Source organism: Streptomyces sp. NPDC056231 (assembly GCF_048270745.1).
Taxonomy (GTDB): domain Bacteria; phylum Actinomycetota; class Actinomycetes; order Streptomycetales; family Streptomycetaceae; genus Streptomyces.
This window is the reverse complement of record NZ_JBLVKW010000001.1, coordinates 356,672-374,437: the sequence shown is the minus strand read 5'-3', so window position 1 is coordinate 374,437 and position 17,766 is coordinate 356,672. Positions and strand designations below refer to the sequence as shown.

The following is a 17,766-nucleotide window of genomic DNA, read 5'->3' as shown; positions in this document are numbered from 1 at the left end:
ACGCTTACGCCACAGTGCATTCATAAGGTAACTTCGCCGGGAATCGGACCAGTTGATTTCTGTCGAAGGGCCGCTCCACGTGAACCGCCATGAGTTTCTCCGTCACATGCACCGTGTCTACAGGCCTCGGAACTATCTGGAGATCGGAGTCAACGACGGCAGGAGCCTGGCCCTTTCGCGGGTGCCCTCCGTCGCCGTCGACCCGGCCTTCCGCGTGGTGACGGACATCAGTTGCGACGTCCACCTGGTCAAGGCGACGAGCGACGCCTTCTTCGCCCGCAAGGACCCGCTGATCCACCTGCGCAACGGCCGCAACCCGTTCCGCGCACTCGCCCGCCGGGACCCGCTCAATGCGTTCGGCGGGGACCCCAAGCTGGAACTCTCCTTCATCGACGGCATGCACCTCTTCGAGTACGCGTTGCGCGACTTCATGAACGTCGAACGGCATTCCCGCTGGTCGAGCGTGATCGTTCTCGACGACATGCTGCCGCGCAATGTCGACGAGGCGGCCCGGGACCGGCACACCAAATTCTGGACCGGCGATGTCTACAAGGTGGTGCAGGTGCTGCGCCGTTACCGCCCCGACCTGGTGGTCGTCGAGATCGACACGGCACCGACCGGAGTGGTCGCCGTGTTCGGTGCCGATCCCGAGAGCCGCATTCTGAAGAACGCGTACGACAAGATCATCGAGGAGTATGTCGTACCCGATCCGCAGGACGTGCCTGAAGAGGTGCTGGTGCGCAAGACCGCAGTCCGGCCCGAGACCCTGCTCGGAGCCGACTTCTGGCCTGAGCTGACCCGGGCCCGCAATCTGCGCCGTCCCCGCTCGGCGTTCACGTCGCTGCGCGGGCGTATCGAGGCCGTCGCGGGCTGACGGCCTCCCCCGAGACCGGGAGTGGGCTCCCGGCGGACGGCCGTGAGCCTGCGCGGACGGAGAAGCCCCCGTGATCCCTCCCGGACCACGGGGGCTTTCGCCGCACTGCCGCCTGTTCAGCCCCGGGCGCGCAGCTGCGCGTAGTACGCCCCGCATGCCTCGTACGAAGGAAGCAGGCCCTGCTTCTCGGCCTCGTCCAGCGAAGGGGCGGCAGCGTCCTTCTCCGAGAGCAGCGGGATGATGCCCTCGGGCCACTCGATCGACAGCTCCGGGTCGAGCGGGTCGATGCCGTGCTCACGACCGGGCGCGTACCCCTCGGAGCACAGGTAGACGACTGTCGCGTCGTCCGTCAGCGCCATGAACGCGTGGCCGAGCCCCTCGGCGAGGTAGACCGCGTGATGGTCCACGTCGTCGAGGCGCACGGCCTCCCACCGCTTGTATGTGGGGGAGCCGACCCGGATGTCCACGATGACGTCGAGCACCGCGCCGCGCACGCACTTGACGTACTTCGCCTGGCTCGGCGGCACATCGGCGAAGTGGATACCGCGCAGCGTGCCACGGCGGGAGACCGAGAAATTGGCCTGGGCGAGCTGCAGACCATGGCCGGTGGCCTCGCTGAGCTCGGAGGCCTTGAACCACTCGTGGAAGCTGCCGCGACTGTCCGGGAAGACCTTGGGCTCATGCACCCAGGCGCCCTCGAGAGAGAGCTGCCGCATGCGATCACGTCCTTGTTCGTGCTGGCTGGGGGGTGGTCCGGGATCCTGCGGATCAGCTGGTGAACCGGGCGGCCAGGCGACGCGCCCGCTTGCGGCCGCCGGGCGGGAGCCTGCGGACGAGCGGGCCGCCGACCGTGCGCAGCGCCCGCCGCAGCGCCGTCTTCCGGCGCTGCGTGCCGACCTCCGTCATGAGCGCGGCGTCGACCTCGGGCAGGGCCGGGTCGAGGTGGATCCGGCCACGGCCGCCGACAGTGACGTCGCAGAGAGGGAGCGTGGGACCGTCCTCGCCGTCGAGCCGGGCCGAGAGCTTCCAGTTGCCCGCCGCGACGCCTCGCGCACGCCCGGGCACCGTCAGATGGGCGCGGCCCTCGGTGGGGTGCAGCGAGGTCCGTACCGTGCGGACGGCGCCGGTTGTCCCGTCGGTCGGGCTCAGGACCAGCTGGGCGCCGGAGACGGCGGTGGCAGCGGTGGTGAGGAGGTCCAGCCGCAGCTCCGGCCGGCTGCCCGGCGTGCGCAGCACCGGACGGCCCGCGAGATAGTCGGCCAGCTTCTTGCTGCGGCGGGCGACATCGAGCGTGAGGTTGCCATGCGGATCGGTGAAGTACGGGATGACAGCGCGTGCCGGGGAGCCGAGGGAGGCGGGCAGACAGGCGGCGTCCACCCCGTCGGCGCGGTCGGCGCCGAGCCTGGCCTTGCGGACCAGACCCAGTCCGCGCAGTGGCACCCAGACGTCCCAGAAGCCGCGCGACACCCGGCCGCGGCCCTTGACCGCCTCGGCGGACAGATGGCCGCTGCCGTGCAGGACGACTTCGCAGACGTCGTCGCCGAGCTCTTCCAGCTCCGTGGTGAACGTCGCGGGGCAGGGCCACTCGACAGCCGTCTCGCGGTTGCGGAGCGAGAGTTCGGCGGAGAAGCCGTCGAGGTCGGCGGTGATGTCCACCAGCCCGCCATCGGCCTGCAGCCCGTCGGCGAGATCGGGGTGCAGGTAGTAGCGGCCCTCGCGGCGCAGCAGCCGCACCGGGGCCCGGTCCTCGCCGTGGACCAGGCGGGCGCTGACGGTGATCGCGATCCTGCCGTCCGGCTGCCAGGCGAACGTCTCCAGCCGTGCCGCCGCCGTGACGGACGAGGCGAAACGCGCGATGCGGAGGAGACCCTGGCGGTCGTTCTCGCGCAGCAGTGTGGACCGCGCCCGCAGGACCGGACCGAGGCCGTCGTGCACCCCGTCGCCCATGAAGTCCGTGGCCAGCGGCCGGATGGCGTCGCACATCTCGTCGTAGAACCCGGGCTGGTAGCGCAGGACCGCCGGCTCGCTGAGCCGGCTGAGCATCTCGACGCGGTAGAAGCGGCGCAGCAGCCGGTCCCGGAACTCTCCTGGTTCCGTATGGGCCACGACGACATCGAGGACCTCGCGGAGGTTCCCGTAGTAGCCGGACGGCACGATCCTCGTCGATCCGGCGTTCTTGCCGTCGTCCCGCTTCGAGTAGTAGTAGCAGGTGTACGTGCCCAGGATGGAGACGACCTTGGCCGGGAAGTACGCCTGCATCATGTAGAGCTGGTCCTCCAGGCGGCGCTTCCCCTCGGGGTAGGCGATGCCGTTCGCGCGGAGGAATTCCGTACGGAACATCTTGTGCGGCGTGAGGCTGTCGTACAGCGGGGCGTCGCGCAGGGTGCACTTCTCGCGGTCCGTCTTGAACACGCCGTGCGGGACACCGCGGAAGTTGCTGGCCACCTTGCCGATGACAATGTCCGAGCCATTGCGTCGGCCCATGTCGTAGAGCCGCTCCAGGGCGCCGGAGGCGAGATGGTCGTCCTGGTCCAGGAACTGGACGTACTCACCCTTCGCCTCGGCCACCCCGACGTTGCGCGGCTTTCCCGGCCAGCCGGAATTAGGGATCGTGATCAGCCTGAAATGAGGATGTTCCGTGGCCAGCTGCTTGAGGCGGTCAGGAGTGTCGTCCGTCGACCCGTCGTTGACGAAGAGGACTTCGAACTCCTGTGCCGGTAGGGTCTGCCGCAGGAGCGAGTCGATGCAGGGTTCGATGAACCTGCCCGGGTTGTATACCGGAATGACGACACTTACTTTAACTGGCATCGCTACTGTCCCATGGCTGATAGAGGCCCTTTGAGCCGGCGACGGGTGCGGGTCCGCGCGCTGCGGAGAACGGCGATACAGCACCACCTGCCGTGCACCCTACCGATTGTTGGATGGACGACGGGTCCGGATGGTTGCCCAGGGCGGTGGTCAATGATTCGACCGCCGAAAGATGCGTACGGTTTTGCGAATCATTGGAGATGACCGCTGCCGTCGTGGCACTCCTCGGATCAGCCGGACTCCGCTCGATGACCGAAAAAGGAATAATGGCGTCCGAATATCGGGAACGCCCGTCCGGTCCGGCGCCCCACCCGGCTCGCGTACCCTGACGGCCAGGAGGCGCAGCCGGCGGCGAGGACGGAGACAGTGCACGTGGCAGGGGCAAGGCAGAGCGTGACCGAGGCGCGCAGGATCGTGGTCAAGGTCGGGTCCTCGTCCCTCACCACCGCGGCCGGAGGCCTCGACGCCGACCGGGTCGACGCACTCGTCGATGTGCTCGCCAAGGTCAGGAGCGGCGGGGAGAAGGAGATCGTCCTCGTCTCCTCCGGTGCGATCGCGGCCGGACTCGCCCCGCTCGGCCTGGTGCGCCGCCCCAAGGACCTGGCCAGGCAGCAGGCCGCGGCCAGCGTCGGCCAGGGGCTGCTCGTCGCCCGCTACACCGCCTCGTTCGCGCGGTACGGCGTGCGCGTCGGCCAAGTGCTGCTGACCAGCAACGACACCAGCCGCCGCGCCCACTACCGCAACGCCTACCGCACCCTGGACCAACTTCTGGACATGGGTGCGCTCCCCATCGTCAACGAGAACGACACCGTGGCCACCGACGAGATCCGGTTCGGCGACAACGACCGGCTCGCCGCTCTCGTCGCCCACCTCGTCCGGGCCGACCTGCTGGTCCTCCTCTCCGACGTCGACGGTCTCTACGACGGCGACCCCAGCACCCCCGGCACCACACGCGTCGCCGAGGTGACGGGCCCCGCCGACCTGGCGGGCGTCACCATCGGCAGCGCCGGAAAGGCGGGCGTCGGCACCGGTGGCATGGTCACCAAGGTCGAAGCCGCCGGGATCGCCACGGCCGCCGGGGTGCCGGTCGTGCTGACCTCAGCGAGCCGTGCCGCCGACGCCCTCGCGGGCCGCGACACCGGTACGTACTTCCACCGCACCGGACGCCGCTCGGCCGACCGGTTGCTCTGGCTGGCCCACGCTTCCACCCCGCAGGGATGGCTGACCCTGGACGACGGGGCCGTACGGGCCGTCGTCGAGCGCCACAGCTCGCTGCTGCCGGCCGGAATCGCCGCGGTCGACGGCGAGTTCACCGCGGGGGACCCGGTGGAGCTGCGCGACCTGCGCGGCCGCCCCGTGGCCCGCGGACTCGTCAACTTCGACGCCAAGGAAATTCCGCAGCTGCTCGGGCGCTCCACCCGTGACCTGGCACGCGAGCTCGGGCCGGCGTACGAGCGCGAGGTCGTACACAGGGACGATCTGGTCCTCCTGCACCGCTGACCGGCCCCCCTGAATCGGCTGAAAGTCCGGACTTTCGGCGGAGACCTTCACGAAAACCGCCCCACGCCCGGCCCTGGACTGGTCAACTTTGTAACGGGGACACAGCGGGGTTACAGCACAGCAACACATTCACAGGAGGCCGCCGGTGAGACGAGCGCGCCCGGGGGCGCCGCCCGGAGGAACGGGTGGCCGCACCCTGACCAGCGTCGGAGCAGGTGCCGGCTTCGACGGGAACCGGTCCGCGGACAGGACCGTCGACGGGGCCACCGACAAAATCACCGGCCCCGAGCCGGTGGGGGTGAAAGAGGAACGCACCCACTCGAAGCTGTGGCACATCACGCTCAGCGTCTCGGGCACCGAGACACCGCTGAGGGAGGTCAGACGCGGTCTGGAACAGCTCGCGCATGACCACCCCTTCCTGCTGACCAGCCGGTACGCCAACGACCACGCGGAGATCCGCTACTGGGAGGAGGCCCGCGATCTGCACGACGCGGCGGCGGTCGCGCTGCGGCTGTGGGGCGAGCACCGCTCCAGCGCCAAACTGCCGCCCTGGGAGATCGTCGGCCTGGAGGTCATCGACCGGGAGACGTACCACCAGCGGATCGCCGAGGGATACGGGCCGCCGCCGGCTGCACCGGTCGGCGTCCACCCGTACTGAACCGGCCCGTCCTGGGACGGTTGTCTCGCATCACGGGATACGTGCGGGATGCCCGCAGTGTGCGCACTACCCTGCGGGCATGACCACGCTTTCGCCGTACGACAACATGTCCCCGGTCGCCCAGGCCGCCTACCGGGCACGCTCTGCCGCCGCCGACATCGCGCCACTGCCGCGTGCGGCCAAGGACGACGCGCTGCTGGCGATCGCGGACGCGCTGGAAGTGCGGACGAGCGAGATCGTCGAGGCCAACGCCGAGGACGTCGCCCGCGCCCGCGAGGCCGGCACCAGCGAGTCGATCGTCGACCGGCTCACCCTCACCCCCGAGCGGATCCGGGCCATCGCCGCCGATGTGCGGCACGTGGCGGCCCTGCCTGACCCGGTCGGCGAAGTGGTGCGCGGCTCGACCCTGCCCAACGGCATCGACCTGCGCCAGATCCGGGTGCCGCTCGGCGTCGTCGGGATCATCTACGAGGCCCGGCCCAATGTGACGGTGGACGCCGCAGCGCTCTGCCTGAAGTCCGGCAACGCCGTCCTGCTGCGCGGCTCGTCGTCCGCGTACGCCTCCAACACCGCCCTCGTCCGGGTGCTGCGCGACGCGGTCGGAGGTTCCGGGCTGCCTGCCGACGCGGTGCAGCTGGTGCCGGGCGAGAGCCGCGACTCGGTACGTGAACTGATGCGGGCCCGTGGTCTCGTCGACGTACTGATCCCGCGCGGCGGCGCCTCGCTGATCCGTACGGTCGTGGAGGAATCGACGGTTCCGGTCATCGAGACCGGAACCGGCAACTGCCATGTGTATGTGGACGCCCGGACCGACCTCGACATGGCCGTCGACATCCTGATCAACTCCAAGGCCCAGCGCCCGAGCGTCTGCAACTCCGCCGAGACGCTGCTGGTCCACAAGGACATCGCCGCGGAGTTCCTGCCCCGGGCCCTGGATGCGCTGGCCGACGCCGGGGTGACGGTCCACGGTGACGAGCGGGTGCTGGAGTACGCCGACGGGTCCAAGGCCACCGTCGTGGCGGCGACCCCCGAGGACTGGGAGACCGAGTACCTCTCGTACGACATCGCGGCAGCCGTCGTCGAATCGCTGGACGCTGCGGTGGCCCACATCCGGCTCTGGTCCTCGGGTCACACCGAGGCGATCGTCACCACCTCGCAGGCCGCCGCCCGCCGGTTCACCCAACTGGTGGATTCCACGACGGTCGCCGTAAATGCGTCCACCCGGTTCACCGACGGCGGGCAGTTCGGGTTCGGTGCGGAAATCGGGATCTCCACGCAGAAGCTGCATGCCAGGGGCCCGATGGGTCTGCCGGAGCTGACCTCGACGAAGTACATCGTGACCGGTGACGGTCACGTTCGGTGATCTCAGGACCCGGCGATTTTGCGCTCTCCCTGCCTAAATCGACCGGCCGGGGCTACGCTGAAGCTGTGCCGGACGACGTGGGGGGCAGGCCGTTTCCGGACGGCTGGGAGCCCGACGACGACCGCGGGGGCGCGGACGAGGACTTCGCCTCCGTGGTGTTCGACGAGGACTTCGTCCGGGCCGCCGAGTTCCACGAACCCACTGCGGTGGAGCGGCTGTTGGCCGCTGCCGAGGCGCGTGCCGAGGCTGAGGCGGCCCGAGCCCGCGCAGGCGGCGGCCCCGGCGACGACGAGTTCTTCGACGACGGGTACGGACCGGGCGGCGGCTACGGCCGCGGAAGCCCCTACGGCGACCCGATGGACCCCGACGGGCCGGGCGACTACGACACCGGCCCTTACGGGCGCCACGGCGGCGCCCTGCGCCCCTACCGGGGTGGCGCACGCTGGCACCGGCCGGTGGCCTGGCTGCTCGCGCTGCTGATGGGTATCGGCATGGTCGCGCTGGCCTTCAGCGCCGTCTACCGGGGCGCCTCCGCCAACCGGCAGGACCATGTGCCGCTGCCCGCCTCGACGGGTGTGGACAGCACACCCGAGCAGAAGGCCGTGGAGTCCTGGACGGGCGACGGACCGCTTCCCGGGCATCCGGGTGGCCCCTCGGGCTCCGCGGATCACTCCCGGCCGGCCGTCTCCGCGGTGCCCCGCACCCCATGACCTGAAGATCGCGTACGAACTTGACGCGCGCCAGCGCGTTTACGCACGCCCCCGCGGACCTACTCTGAAGGTATGGCAGGGAGTGGAGGCCCGCCCGAGGGGACACCCGAGGGGCTCCCCGGTGGAGGCGAGGACGAGTACCGATCCGTCGTCTTCGACGAGTCGTTCGTCCGTGCTGCCCGGCTCCAGGAATTCTCCGCCCAGGAACGCATGGGCGAGCATGCCCGCGCCGTACGCAGCCTCCCCGCCCGGCGCCTGCGCACCGGCTCCCGGGCCGTCCTGGCCCTCGTCGTCCTGATAGCCCTGGCCTTCGCCGCGGCCGTCTACATAGGCTTCCGGCATCCGTACCAGGCGCCCGTCGGCCGACGGGCCGAGGCACTGCGCTCGACCGTCATACCCCTGGCACCCCGCGGCGTCGTGCCCGGCGGCACGGCCGCCGGTCTCTTCGCCACCAGCCCCGCCGCACAGTTCCGGACAGGTGCCTCAGGCATCAACTTCCCGATGGTCCAGCGGACGGACAACTTCTCGGACAGTCAGGTGTTCACGGCCCTGACCACGGTCAAGGACTACCTGGTCGCGTCCTCCCTCAACCCCGACGTCCTCACCGGCGGCGCGACAGGGCCGGTGAAGCTCCTGCTCGACCCGGACCAGGTGAGTCAGTTCGACCGGAGCATGAGCCGCCCGGACGACGACGGGCAGCACGCCGCGGCCGGCTGGCTGGTGCGGTTCGACCCGGCGAAGGTGGCACTGGCCGACCCCGGCATTCGGGTTCAGGGCACCCTGGCCTACTCGGAGGAGGGGTCCGACACCCTGGAGGTGGTGTCGGACCACACCTTCACGTACGCCCTGCGCCCGGCCGTCTTCGGCCCCCAACAGGCAGGCGGTGTCTCCCTGTTCACCGTCCGGCGCGAGCTGCAGTTCCGCTTCGACCGGGAGGACCTGCGGCTGCACCGGCTGGAGCTACGGACCAGCTATGTCCAGGCCGGACCGCAGGCCTGCTCGGCCGACACGACCGGCGCACTGCGTCCGCTGCTCGCCGGCCAGCGGGCGGTATTCCGCGGACCGGCGGGCACCGACCCGTACGCCACGGGCAGGCCCGCTGGGGCGCTCTGCGGGGCGCTGGAGCTCGGCGCCCGCCCGTCCCGGGCACCCTAGGACGTGTTTCGACCCGTCTGCCGGGCTACGGGCGGACGACGCTACTTTCGAAACACGCCTTAGCTCTCCGGGGCTTCCGGCCCCGACTGCCGGGTGCCGTCGGAGCCACCCGTAGCGCCACCCTTGCCGGCCGAGCCACCGCCGCCGGTGAACTTGTCGCGGAGCTTGCCGCCCAGGTCTCCGGCGCCGCCCGCTATGTCGCCGACGAGCTTCATCAGCGGATCCTTGCTGGTGCGCACCGAATCGGCGTAATGCGAGGCGGACTCCCGGAATGAGTCCGTCACCGAGGTGTCCTTGTCCTCGTCGCGCCGCGGGTAGTGGCCGTCCATGATCCGCTGGTAGTCGCGGCTCTCGGACCACTTCTTCAGCTCGGCCGCGCGCACCGTGGTGAACGGGTGGGAGCGGGGCAGCATATTGAGGATCTTGAGCACGGAGTCGCGCAGGTCGCCGCCCTTCTCGTACTCGTCCGCCTGGGCGAGGAAGGCGTCCACGTTCATCTCGTGCAGATGGTTGCCACCGGCGATCTTCATCAGGCCGCGCATCGACGCCTGCAGATCCTGGCCGACCAGCAGTCCCGCCCGGTCCGAGGAAAGCTCCGACTTGCGGAACCACTCACGCAGCGCCGTCACGATCGCCATGATCGCGACATTGCCGAGCGGAATCCAGGCGACCTTCAGCGCAAGATTGGTGAGGAACAGCAGTATCGTGCGGTACACGGCGTGGCCGGAGAGGGCGTGTCCCACCTCGTGGCCGACGACCGCCCGCATCTCCTCCTCGTCGAGCAGCTCCACCAGCCCCGTCGTCACCACGATGATCGGCTCGTCGAGACCGATACACATGGCATTGGGCTGCGGGTCCTGGGTGACGTACATCGGCGGAACCTTCTCCAGGTCCAGGATGTAACAGGCGTCGCGCAGCATGTCGTTGAGGTGGACGAACTGGGCGTCGCTCACCCGAACGGAGTCGGAGAGGAAGAGCAGCCGCAGACTGCGTTCGGGGAGCAGTCCGCTGAGAGCCTTGAACACGGTGTCGAATCCGCTCAGCTTGCGCAGGGCCACCAGGGCCGAGCGGTCCGCCGGGTGTTCGTACGCCCGGGACGAGATGCCTGCGAAACGCCTGCGCTGCCTGCTCGGCACGTTCTCGTGACTTGTGTGGCTGCTGTCGGTCATGGATGGCCCCCTCTTCGTACGAGACGTCGCTCGCCCCCTGACAGATCCCAGCGTAGGTGCTGGGGCTACGGTGTGCGGGGGGCTGTGGATAACTGAGGAGACGCCCAACATGCCGCACACCGTTGCTCTGCTCGCCGCCGCATCCGATGACCAGGGGCCGGGCAACACCATCCGGATCGTGCTGCTCGCCTCGCTCATCGGCGCGGCGCTGCTCGCGTGGTTCCTGCTCCGCGGATACCGCAACGACGACAACAACGACTGAGTCGGCGTGAGCGTGTCCGAGGCACCCGCATACGATGTCCGCGACGTCTTCCTTCCGACTCCCGATCGATAGGTCCTGCCGAAGATGAGCCTCACAAGCACCGCGCACCAGCTGGTCACTCTCGCCTCCGAGGGCGGCGAGCACGGTGGTAACCACGAAAGCCTCAACCCGTACCTGACCGGTGGCGGTGCGTTCGTCGTGCTGCTGCTCCTGCTGTGGATCACCACCCGCTTCAACCGCGACCGCTGAGGCAGAGGCGTACAGCTGTGCCAGTAGGCTCTGCACGCATGGGAGAGCAGGAAGTGCCTACTGGTGCCGCAAGACGCCGACTCGGCGTGATGGGCGGGACGTTTGACCCGATTCATCACGGACACCTGGTGGCGGCCAGCGAGGTGGCCGCCCGGTTCCACCTCGACGAGGTGATCTTCGTGCCGACCGGGCAGCCGTGGCAGAAGAGCCACAAGAATGTGTCCCCGGCCGAGGACCGCTATCTGATGACAGTCATCGCGACGGCGTCCAACCCGCAGTTCTCGGTCAGCCGCAGCGACATTGATCGTGGCGGACCGACGTACACGATCGATACGCTGCGGGACCTTCGTGCCATCCACGGCGACGCGGACCTCTTCTTCATCACCGGCGCCGACGCGCTCTCCCAGATCCTCACGTGGCGGGACGCCGAGGAGCTGTTCTCGCTGTCCCACTTCATCGGTGTGACACGGCCGGGGCATGTGCTCACGGACGACGGGCTGCCGGAGGGCGGTGTCTCTCTGGTGGAGGTCCCCGCGCTGGCGATCTCGTCCACGGACTGTCGTGAGCGGGTCGCGCACGGGGATCCCGTCTGGTACCTGGTGCCCGACGGCGTGGTCCGATACATCGACAAGCGCCAGCTGTACCGCGGCCGATGAGCCACGGAGAGGGGGACCGGTGAACGACCGACAGAACCCGTACGACCCGTACTACCAGCAGCCGCAGATCGTCGGCTACGACGAGTACGGGCAGCCGGTGTATCAGCAGCCCGGGCAGCAGCAGGAACAGCAGCCGCAGCAGTACGACCCGTACGCGCAGCAGGGGCAGCAGGGGTACGGATACGACCCGTACGGCCAGCAGCAGCCGCCGCAGCAGTACGACCCGTATGCCTCCCAGCAGCAGGGTTATGGCTACGACGGGTACGGCTACGACACCGGCCGGCAGCAGGCTGCGGTCGACGCCACCGCGCAGTGGAGCATCCCGCAGCAGGCTCCCGCTCCCGCACCCGCCCCGCAGCAGCCTGAACAGCGGCCCGAGCCCGAGCCGGCCGTTCCGGAGCAGCGCCGCGCGGACCGTGAGGACGGCGTCGGGCAGTACTCCTTCACTGAGGAGCCCGACGAGGACTCCGAAGACGTCATCGACTGGCTGAAGTTCACCGAGAGCCGCAGCGAGCGGCGCGAGGAGGCACGGCGACGCGGCCGCAACCGGATGGTCGCGCTCGTGGTCGTGGTGGCCCTCGTCGTCGTCGGCGGTGTCGGCTACCTCTGGTCCGCGGGCAAAATCCCGGGCCTCGGCGACTCGGGGAAGAAGGACACCGCGACGACGGGTTCGCAGCAGCGCGATGTCATCGTGGTCCATTTGCACAACACCAAGAAGGGCGGCACCTCCACGGCGCTGCTCGTCGACAACGTCACCACCAAGCAGGGGACCACGGTCCTGCTCCCCAACTCGCTCGCCGTCTCCGACGACGAGGGCAACACGACCACCCTCGGGAAGTCCGTCGACGACGACGGTTCGACCGGCACCCGCGAGTCGATCGACACGTTGCTCGGCACCAGGATCTCCGGTACGTGGCGGCTGGACACCCCGTACCTGGAGAACCTCGTCGACCTGGTCGGCAACATCGAGGTCGACACCGACACCGATGTACCCGACACCAAGAAGGGCGTGTCCCCCCTCGTGAAGAAGGGCGAGGCGCAGACCCTGAGCGGGCAGATGGCCGTCGCGTACGCCACCTACAAGGGCCCCGGTGAGGCCGAGGCGAAGCAGCTGATGCGGTTCGGGCAGGTCATGCGCGGTGTGCTGCGGAAGATCTCGGACGATCCGAAGGCCGCCACCATCACTGTGCAGACGCTGGCGCAGATCCTCGACCCGTCGTTGCCGGAGAAGGACCTCGGTGCGTCCCTGGCGAAGCTCGCCGAACACGCCAAGATCGGCGACTACAAGACCGCGCTGCTGCCGGTGCAGGCCGACGGAACCCTGACCGACGCGGCCACCGAGAGTGTCGTCAAGGACATCCTCGGCGGCACGGTGAAGGCACCGGACCAGGACGCGCCGGTGCGGGTCGGGGTCAGGAACGGCACCGGGAACGCGGGCGGTACGGAGTCCGCCCGGATCGAGCTGGTCAACGGTGGCTATGCCTTCGTCGGCGGCGGGAACACCGGCACCAAGGCGTTGTCCGAGGTCCTCTACCGCGATGCGGCCGACAAGGAGAAGGCGACCCAGGTCGCCAAGACCCTGAGCCTGTCGGTGAGCGCGGTGAAGCAGGGCAAGCCTGCCGCGAACGCGGATGTGTCCGTCGTTCTCGGCCAGGACTACAAGATCAAGTAGTCGGGCTCCACCTCCTGGGCGATCTCCAGGAACGATCTCCGGAAGATCGCTGCGTGGGCTGTCGGCGGTCCGTGAGACCCTAGAGGTTGATCTGACCGCCGACGAAAGCCTGCTTGTGACCGCCACGGACCGCTCCATCGAGCTCATCAACGCCGCCGCCCAGGCGGCCGCCGACCGGCTCGCGCACGACATCATTGCGTACGACGTCAGCGACGTGCTGTCGATCACGGACGCCTTCCTGCTGGCCTCGGCCCCCAACGACCGCCAGGTCAAGTCGATCGTCGACGAGATCGAGGAGCGGCTTCAGAAGGAGCTCGGGGCCAAGCCGGTGCGCCGTGAGGGTGAACGCGACGCCCGCTGGATCCTCCTCGACTACGTCGACATCGTGATCCACGTCCAGCACAGCGAGGAGCGCGTCTTCTACGCGCTGGAGCGCCTGTGGAAGGACTGCCCCGAGATCGCGCTGCCCGAGGACGCCGTCAAGACCCGGGGGAAGGCCGAGGAGCACGCCCAGCTCACCGGCGGCATGGAAGGTGACCAGAGCTGAACGGCAGCAGCAGCGGCAGAGGTCGCAGGATCGTCCTCTGGAGACATGGCCAGACTGCGTGGAACCTGGAGCGCCGCTTCCAGGGCTCCGTGGACATCGAGCTCACCGAGACCGGCGTCGGGCAGGCCCACCGGGCCGCCCGGCTGCTCGCCTCGCTGAAGCCGGATGCCATCGTCGCCTCGGATCTGCGGCGGGCGGCGGCCACGGCCGCCGAGCTCGCCGCGATCACGGGGCTCGACATCACCCATGACGCGGGACTGCGCGAGACCTATGCGGGTTCCTGGCAGGGCCTCACCCACGAAGAGATCGTCGAGCGGTACGACGAGCAGTACGCCGCGTGGAAGCGGGGCGAGCCCGTGCGGCGCGGCGGCGGCGAGCTGGAGACCGAGGTCGCCGACCGGGCCGCCCCCGTCGTGCTCGATCATGCCGACAAGCTGCCCGACGGCGGCACGCTCGTCGTGGTCAGCCACGGCGGCACCATCCGCACCACCATCGGGCGGCTGCTCGGCCTGGAAGCGCGCCACTGGGAAGGGCTGGGCGGGCTCTCCAACTGCTGCTGGTCAGTGCTGGGCGAGGGCGCGCGCGGCTGGCGCCTGCTGGAGCACAACGCAGGCACCCTGCCTGAGCCCGTGCTCGGCGACGACGCCTAAGAGGAGCTCAGACGTCTCTCCGGGCGGCGTCGGCCGGATTTCACTTTCTGGCTGGTCACAGGCTAAAGTTCTTCTTGTTCGCAGCGCGGAAACGCAGAGAAACACAGCGAGCAGCGGGGCTATAGCTCAGTTGGTAGAGCGCCTGCATGGCATGCAGGAGGTCAGGAGTTCAATTCTCCTTAGCTCCACAATCAGGATCCCGTCCCCGGCAGGGGGCGGGATCTTTGCGTTCCCCGGTGCTCCTGGATCCGGCTGTGTTCCGCACGGGTGCGGCCACTCACCTGCGACGGCGTCGGCGCAGCGCCGCGACCTGCTCCGCGCTCTCCTCGTCGGCGGGTGTGTACGCCACGATCCGGCACTCCGGAAGTCCGTTGATGGACAGTGACACCGACGTCATCCGTATCTCACCCTCCGCCGCCCGGTGACGGAACGTCTTCACCCGCGGACCCGGCGGGGCGACATCCCCGCTCCGCCAGAGCTCGGCGAAGTACGGGCTGGCCGCGGAGAGTCGCTTCACGAATGACTCCCAGGCCGGCTCGCCGGTATGGCGCCCGTAGGCCCCGCGCAGCGTCGCCACCATGATCGGCAGTTCCTGGGTCCGGTGCACGACCGGGCAGTCCTCCTCGGTCACCGTGAACAGCCTCCACAGCACGTTCCGTGCCCCCGGCTCCGTCAGCGCGGGCACGTCGAACAGGTCGAGATAGGCGGCATTGGTGGCGAGGATGTCGTACCTCGCGTTGTAGACGGCCGCGGCATGCGGGTCGAGGGCGTCGATGATGCCCTGGATCTCCGGGCCGACCTCGATCGTGTCGGCCTGCCTGCCCGGCGCGTACGCCACCTCCGCCAGTTGGTAGAGGTGTTCGCGCTCGGGGCCGTCCAGCCGGAGCGTCCGTGCCACGGCGTCCAGCACCTGTGGTGAGGCATTGATGGGACGGCCCTGCTCCAGCCACGTGTACCAGGTGACACCGACCCCGGAGAGCTGGGCGACCTCCTCGCGACGCAGGCCCGGAGTGCGGCGGCGCAGGCCCGGCGGCATGCCCACGTCGGCGGGCGTCACCCGGGCCCGGCGACTGCGCAGGAAGGCGGCGAGCTCCGACCGCCGGCGGTGCGGCTGATGTCGCGGCCGGGCCGGCCGGTTCGGGGCCGGATCTCGCTCGTGGTCCTGCGTGTTGTGCTGTGTCGTCACCGTCGTCACACCCCCATGGTCGGTGCCCAGCGGCGGAGTTGCCAGGTGCTGCCAATACCAGCATCAGCGGGCTCTCGTTACCCGTATGGGGCCGGCGGCACGCTTCGATTCATGACATCGACATCCGAGGCAACTCCACGTTCCGTACACAGTAAAGACGGCACCGCTGACAACGGCGTCACGGGCGGACGTCCCGGCCGGCTGCTCGCCCTGGTCCTGGCCGCCCAGTTCATGGCCCTGCTCGACACCTTCATCGTCAATGTCGCCGCCCCGACGATCCGCACCGAACTCGGCTCCTCCGGTGCCGGGTTACAGCTCGTCGTGGCCGGCTACACCATTACGTACGCCGTTCTGCTGATCACCGGCGCCAGGCTCGGGGGGCTGCTCGGCCACGGACGTGCCCATCTGGCCGGGCTCGCGGTCTTCACCATCGCCTCACTCGCCTGCGGACTGGCCGCGGACACCGGACAGTTGATCGCCTTCCGGCTGATCCAGGGGATTGGGGCGGCGGTGATGATTCCACAGGTGCTCAGCCTGATCCAGCGGCACTTCACCGGTGTGGCGCGCATCCGGGCGCTCGGTGCGTACAGCGCGGTCCTCGCCACCGGCGCGGCCGCCGGGCAGGTCGTGGGCGGGGTGCTGGTCAGCGCCGATCTGTTCGGAGCGAGTTGGCGGCCGGTCTTCCTGGTGAACGTACCGATCGGGCTGGTTCTGCTGGTGCTCGGCCGACGCGTGCTGCCACGCGAACCGCGTACCGGGCAGGCCAGGGAGGGAGCGCGGGCCCGCGGGCTCGATCTGCCGGGCCTGGCCCTTCTCACCGCTGCCGTCACGCTGTTCGCCGTGCCCCTTGTTCTCGGGCAGGAGTTGGACTGGCCGGCCTGGTCCTGGGTCTGCCTGCTCGCCTCCGTCGTGTTCTTCGCCGGGTTCGTCGCGTACGAGACACGGCTGGCCGCGGGCGGCGGCGCACCCCTGATTTCCCTCAGGGTGCTGCGTATCCCCGGAATCGCGTCGGCGGCGCTGCGGATTCTGCTGGTGATGGCGATCAACGCGGGCTTCCTCTTTGCGATGACGCTGCACGTCCAGGGCGGTCTCGGCTACTCGGCGCTGCGTGCCGGGCTGATGTTCGCACCGACCGCGGTGGTCTTCGGCTCGGTCGGGCTGACCTGGCGCCGGTGGCCGACGGGTCTCCAAAGGGGGCTGGTTCCGGGCGGGTTCGTCCTGGTGGCCGTCGCCTCGGTGGGGGTCGGACTGGTGATGCGCGACGGCGGAGGCGGCGGATTCCTGCTGTATGCAGCCTTGGTCGTCATGGGGGCGGGCGTGTCGCTGGCATTCAGTCCCCTCCTCGCCCGCGCACTGGCCAATGTGCGGCCCGAGGACGCCGCCGACGCGAGTGGTGTGCTGGTGACCGTCACTCAGCTGGGTCAGCTCATCGGAGTCGCGACGTTCGGCACGGTGTACCTCAACCGCCTTGATACGTCAGGGGCGCACGGGTCCGGCCACGCGCTGTGGGTGTGCGCCCTCGCGCTGTCGGCGGCCGCGGTCGTGGGCGTGTCGGTCGGTCTCGTAAGGCGTAGGCAACGGGTCGATTCCCAGCAGGGCTGACCCCCTTGCGGGGTCATGGCAGAATCGGACCGCCGGAGGGGGCGACGGACCGAACGGGAGGGAGCGCGCGATGCCTGCGAGCCGCCACGAGGTCGCGGACCTGCCCCTTGTTCCCGGAGTTCCTGAAGTTCCGAGAGAGAACGGTGGCACCTCCCGCATGTGCACGGCCAGCGGCCACGGCCGGAGCTGACCCATGGGTGCACACAGGCGGAAATGCGACTGGTGCGGCAGCGGTACGCCCATTGTTCGGGACATGGATCCGATCAATGCCGAGTACCAGTACTGGTGCGAGGAGTGTGCGCGGGCGCTGATCATAAAAGGCGACCCGATCGAGACGTACCGGGAGCTGGAGGGGGAGCCGATCTACGGACGGCTGTTGGAGGATCACTGCACCCTGAAGCGCTTCTACTCCTTCGCGACCGCCTGAGCGCCGTGTCGCAGAACCTTCCCGAATTGGGGCAAATCGGCTCTTGGGGGAATCGATTTGGTGCTGGGCCGGGGTGACCGTGTAATGTTCTCGATGTCGCCAGGGAGACCGGGCGGAACGCAGCACGGGGCTATAGCTCAGTTGGTAGAGCGCCTGCATGGCATGCAGGAGGTCAGGAGTTCAATTCTCCTTAGCTCCACAATGAAATAACAGGAAGCGGGGCAAACCAAAATTATTGACCCGAAAAAGAGATTGCGCGGAAGAGTCGGCCGGGCGCC

The 17,766-nt window shown here is 69.1% G+C and carries 18 protein-coding genes and 2 tRNA genes; 16 read left to right on the top strand and 4 right to left on the bottom strand.

Going from position 1 to position 17,766, the window contains the following annotated elements; genetic code table 11:
* The first annotated feature begins 79 nt into the window (after positions 1-79).
* Positions 80-874: a class I SAM-dependent methyltransferase gene (locus tag ACNPQM_RS01685; RefSeq protein WP_358859056.1), complete on the top strand. Its 795-nt coding sequence runs from the start codon at positions 80-82 to the stop codon at positions 872-874.
* A gap of 116 nt (positions 875-990) precedes the next feature.
* Here ACNPQM_RS01685 and ACNPQM_RS01680 read toward each other — a convergent pair whose 3' ends face one another.
* Complete coding sequence (locus tag ACNPQM_RS01680) at positions 991-1,590, bottom strand: dTDP-4-dehydrorhamnose 3,5-epimerase family protein (protein WP_358859057.1); 600 nt, start codon at positions 1,588-1,590, stop codon at positions 991-993.
* Positions 1,591-1,642: 52 nt separating this feature from the next.
* Entirely contained in the window at positions 1,643-3,682 is a 2,040-nt protein-coding gene (locus tag ACNPQM_RS01675) for a glycosyltransferase family 2 protein (RefSeq protein ID WP_358859058.1), read from the bottom strand.
* Between the two features lie 393 nt (positions 3,683-4,075).
* Between ACNPQM_RS01675 and proB the strand changes: the two genes are divergently transcribed.
* From proB to ACNPQM_RS01650, 5 genes are all read left to right on the top strand, one after another.
* On the top strand, positions 4,076-5,182 hold the full coding sequence (gene proB / locus ACNPQM_RS01670; protein WP_418082592.1) for a glutamate 5-kinase: 1,107 nt from the start codon (positions 4,076-4,078) through the stop codon (positions 5,180-5,182).
* Positions 5,183-5,327: 145 nt separating this feature from the next.
* Complete coding sequence (locus ACNPQM_RS01665; RefSeq protein ID WP_358859059.1) at positions 5,328-5,840, top strand: hypothetical protein; 513 nt, start codon at positions 5,328-5,330, stop codon at positions 5,838-5,840.
* 79 nt (positions 5,841-5,919) lie between these two features.
* Complete coding sequence (locus tag ACNPQM_RS01660) at positions 5,920-7,203, top strand: glutamate-5-semialdehyde dehydrogenase (RefSeq protein WP_358859060.1); 1,284 nt, start codon at positions 5,920-5,922, stop codon at positions 7,201-7,203.
* Positions 7,204-7,268: 65 nt separating this feature from the next.
* The gene (locus tag ACNPQM_RS01655; RefSeq protein ID WP_418082521.1) at positions 7,269-7,913 is read left to right on the top strand and encodes a hypothetical protein; all 645 of its coding nucleotides are present in this window, start codon (positions 7,269-7,271) and stop codon (positions 7,911-7,913) included.
* A gap of 72 nt (positions 7,914-7,985) precedes the next feature.
* Entirely contained in the window at positions 7,986-9,068 is a 1,083-nt protein-coding gene (locus ACNPQM_RS01650; RefSeq protein WP_418082520.1) for a hypothetical protein, read from the top strand.
* 59 nt (positions 9,069-9,127) lie between these two features.
* Here ACNPQM_RS01650 and ACNPQM_RS01645 read toward each other — a convergent pair whose 3' ends face one another.
* Complete coding sequence (locus ACNPQM_RS01645; RefSeq protein ID WP_418082519.1) at positions 9,128-10,237, bottom strand: M48 family metallopeptidase; 1,110 nt, start codon at positions 10,235-10,237, stop codon at positions 9,128-9,130.
* 109 nt (positions 10,238-10,346) lie between these two features.
* Here ACNPQM_RS01645 and ACNPQM_RS01640 point away from each other — a divergent pair, with 109 nt between their 5' ends.
* From ACNPQM_RS01640 to ACNPQM_RS01610, 7 genes are all read left to right on the top strand, one after another.
* Positions 10,347-10,499 carry a hypothetical protein gene (locus tag ACNPQM_RS01640; protein ID WP_358859064.1) on the top strand — a complete coding sequence of 51 codons (153 nt, stop codon included), beginning with the start codon at positions 10,347-10,349 and terminating at the stop codon, positions 10,497-10,499.
* Between the two features lie 84 nt (positions 10,500-10,583).
* A complete protein-coding gene (locus ACNPQM_RS01635; protein ID WP_358859065.1) occupies positions 10,584-10,748 on the top strand; it encodes a hypothetical protein in 165 nt (54 codons plus the stop codon).
* A gap of 38 nt (positions 10,749-10,786) precedes the next feature.
* Positions 10,787-11,404 carry a nicotinate-nucleotide adenylyltransferase gene (gene nadD, locus ACNPQM_RS01630; RefSeq protein ID WP_418082518.1) on the top strand — a complete coding sequence of 206 codons (618 nt, stop codon included), beginning with the start codon at positions 10,787-10,789 and terminating at the stop codon, positions 11,402-11,404.
* 19 nt (positions 11,405-11,423) lie between these two features.
* Positions 11,424-13,076: an LCP family protein gene (locus tag ACNPQM_RS01625; protein ID WP_418082517.1), complete on the top strand. Its 1,653-nt coding sequence runs from the start codon at positions 11,424-11,426 to the stop codon at positions 13,074-13,076.
* Positions 13,077-13,191: 115 nt separating this feature from the next.
* Positions 13,192-13,623, top strand: coding sequence for a ribosome silencing factor (gene rsfS, locus ACNPQM_RS01620; RefSeq protein WP_358859068.1), 432 nt, complete (start codon positions 13,192-13,194; stop codon positions 13,621-13,623).
* Positions 13,620-14,273 (top strand): histidine phosphatase family protein, encoded by a 654-nt coding sequence (locus tag ACNPQM_RS01615; RefSeq protein ID WP_418082591.1) that lies wholly within the window; start codon positions 13,620-13,622, stop codon positions 14,271-14,273. The genes rsfS and ACNPQM_RS01615 overlap by 4 nt, the downstream gene beginning before the upstream one ends.
* Before the next feature lie 115 nt (positions 14,274-14,388).
* Positions 14,389-14,461 (top strand) — tRNA-Ala (locus ACNPQM_RS01610).
* Positions 14,462-14,550: 89 nt separating this feature from the next.
* Here the strand turns inward: ACNPQM_RS01610 and ACNPQM_RS01605 are convergent.
* Positions 14,551-15,468, bottom strand: coding sequence for a helix-turn-helix transcriptional regulator (locus ACNPQM_RS01605; protein ID WP_418082516.1), 918 nt, complete (start codon positions 15,466-15,468; stop codon positions 14,551-14,553).
* 102 nt (positions 15,469-15,570) lie between these two features.
* Between ACNPQM_RS01605 and ACNPQM_RS01600 the strand changes: the two genes are divergently transcribed.
* From ACNPQM_RS01600 to ACNPQM_RS01590, 3 genes are all read left to right on the top strand, one after another.
* On the top strand, positions 15,571-17,061 hold the full coding sequence (locus tag ACNPQM_RS01600) for an MFS transporter (RefSeq protein WP_418082515.1): 1,491 nt from the start codon (positions 15,571-15,573) through the stop codon (positions 17,059-17,061).
* 193 nt (positions 17,062-17,254) lie between these two features.
* Positions 17,255-17,488 (top strand): hypothetical protein, encoded by a 234-nt coding sequence (locus tag ACNPQM_RS01595; RefSeq protein WP_418082514.1) that lies wholly within the window; start codon positions 17,255-17,257, stop codon positions 17,486-17,488.
* Positions 17,489-17,614: 126 nt separating this feature from the next.
* A tRNA-Ala gene (locus ACNPQM_RS01590) sits at positions 17,615-17,687 on the top strand.
* Positions 17,688-17,766 lie beyond the last annotated feature (79 nt).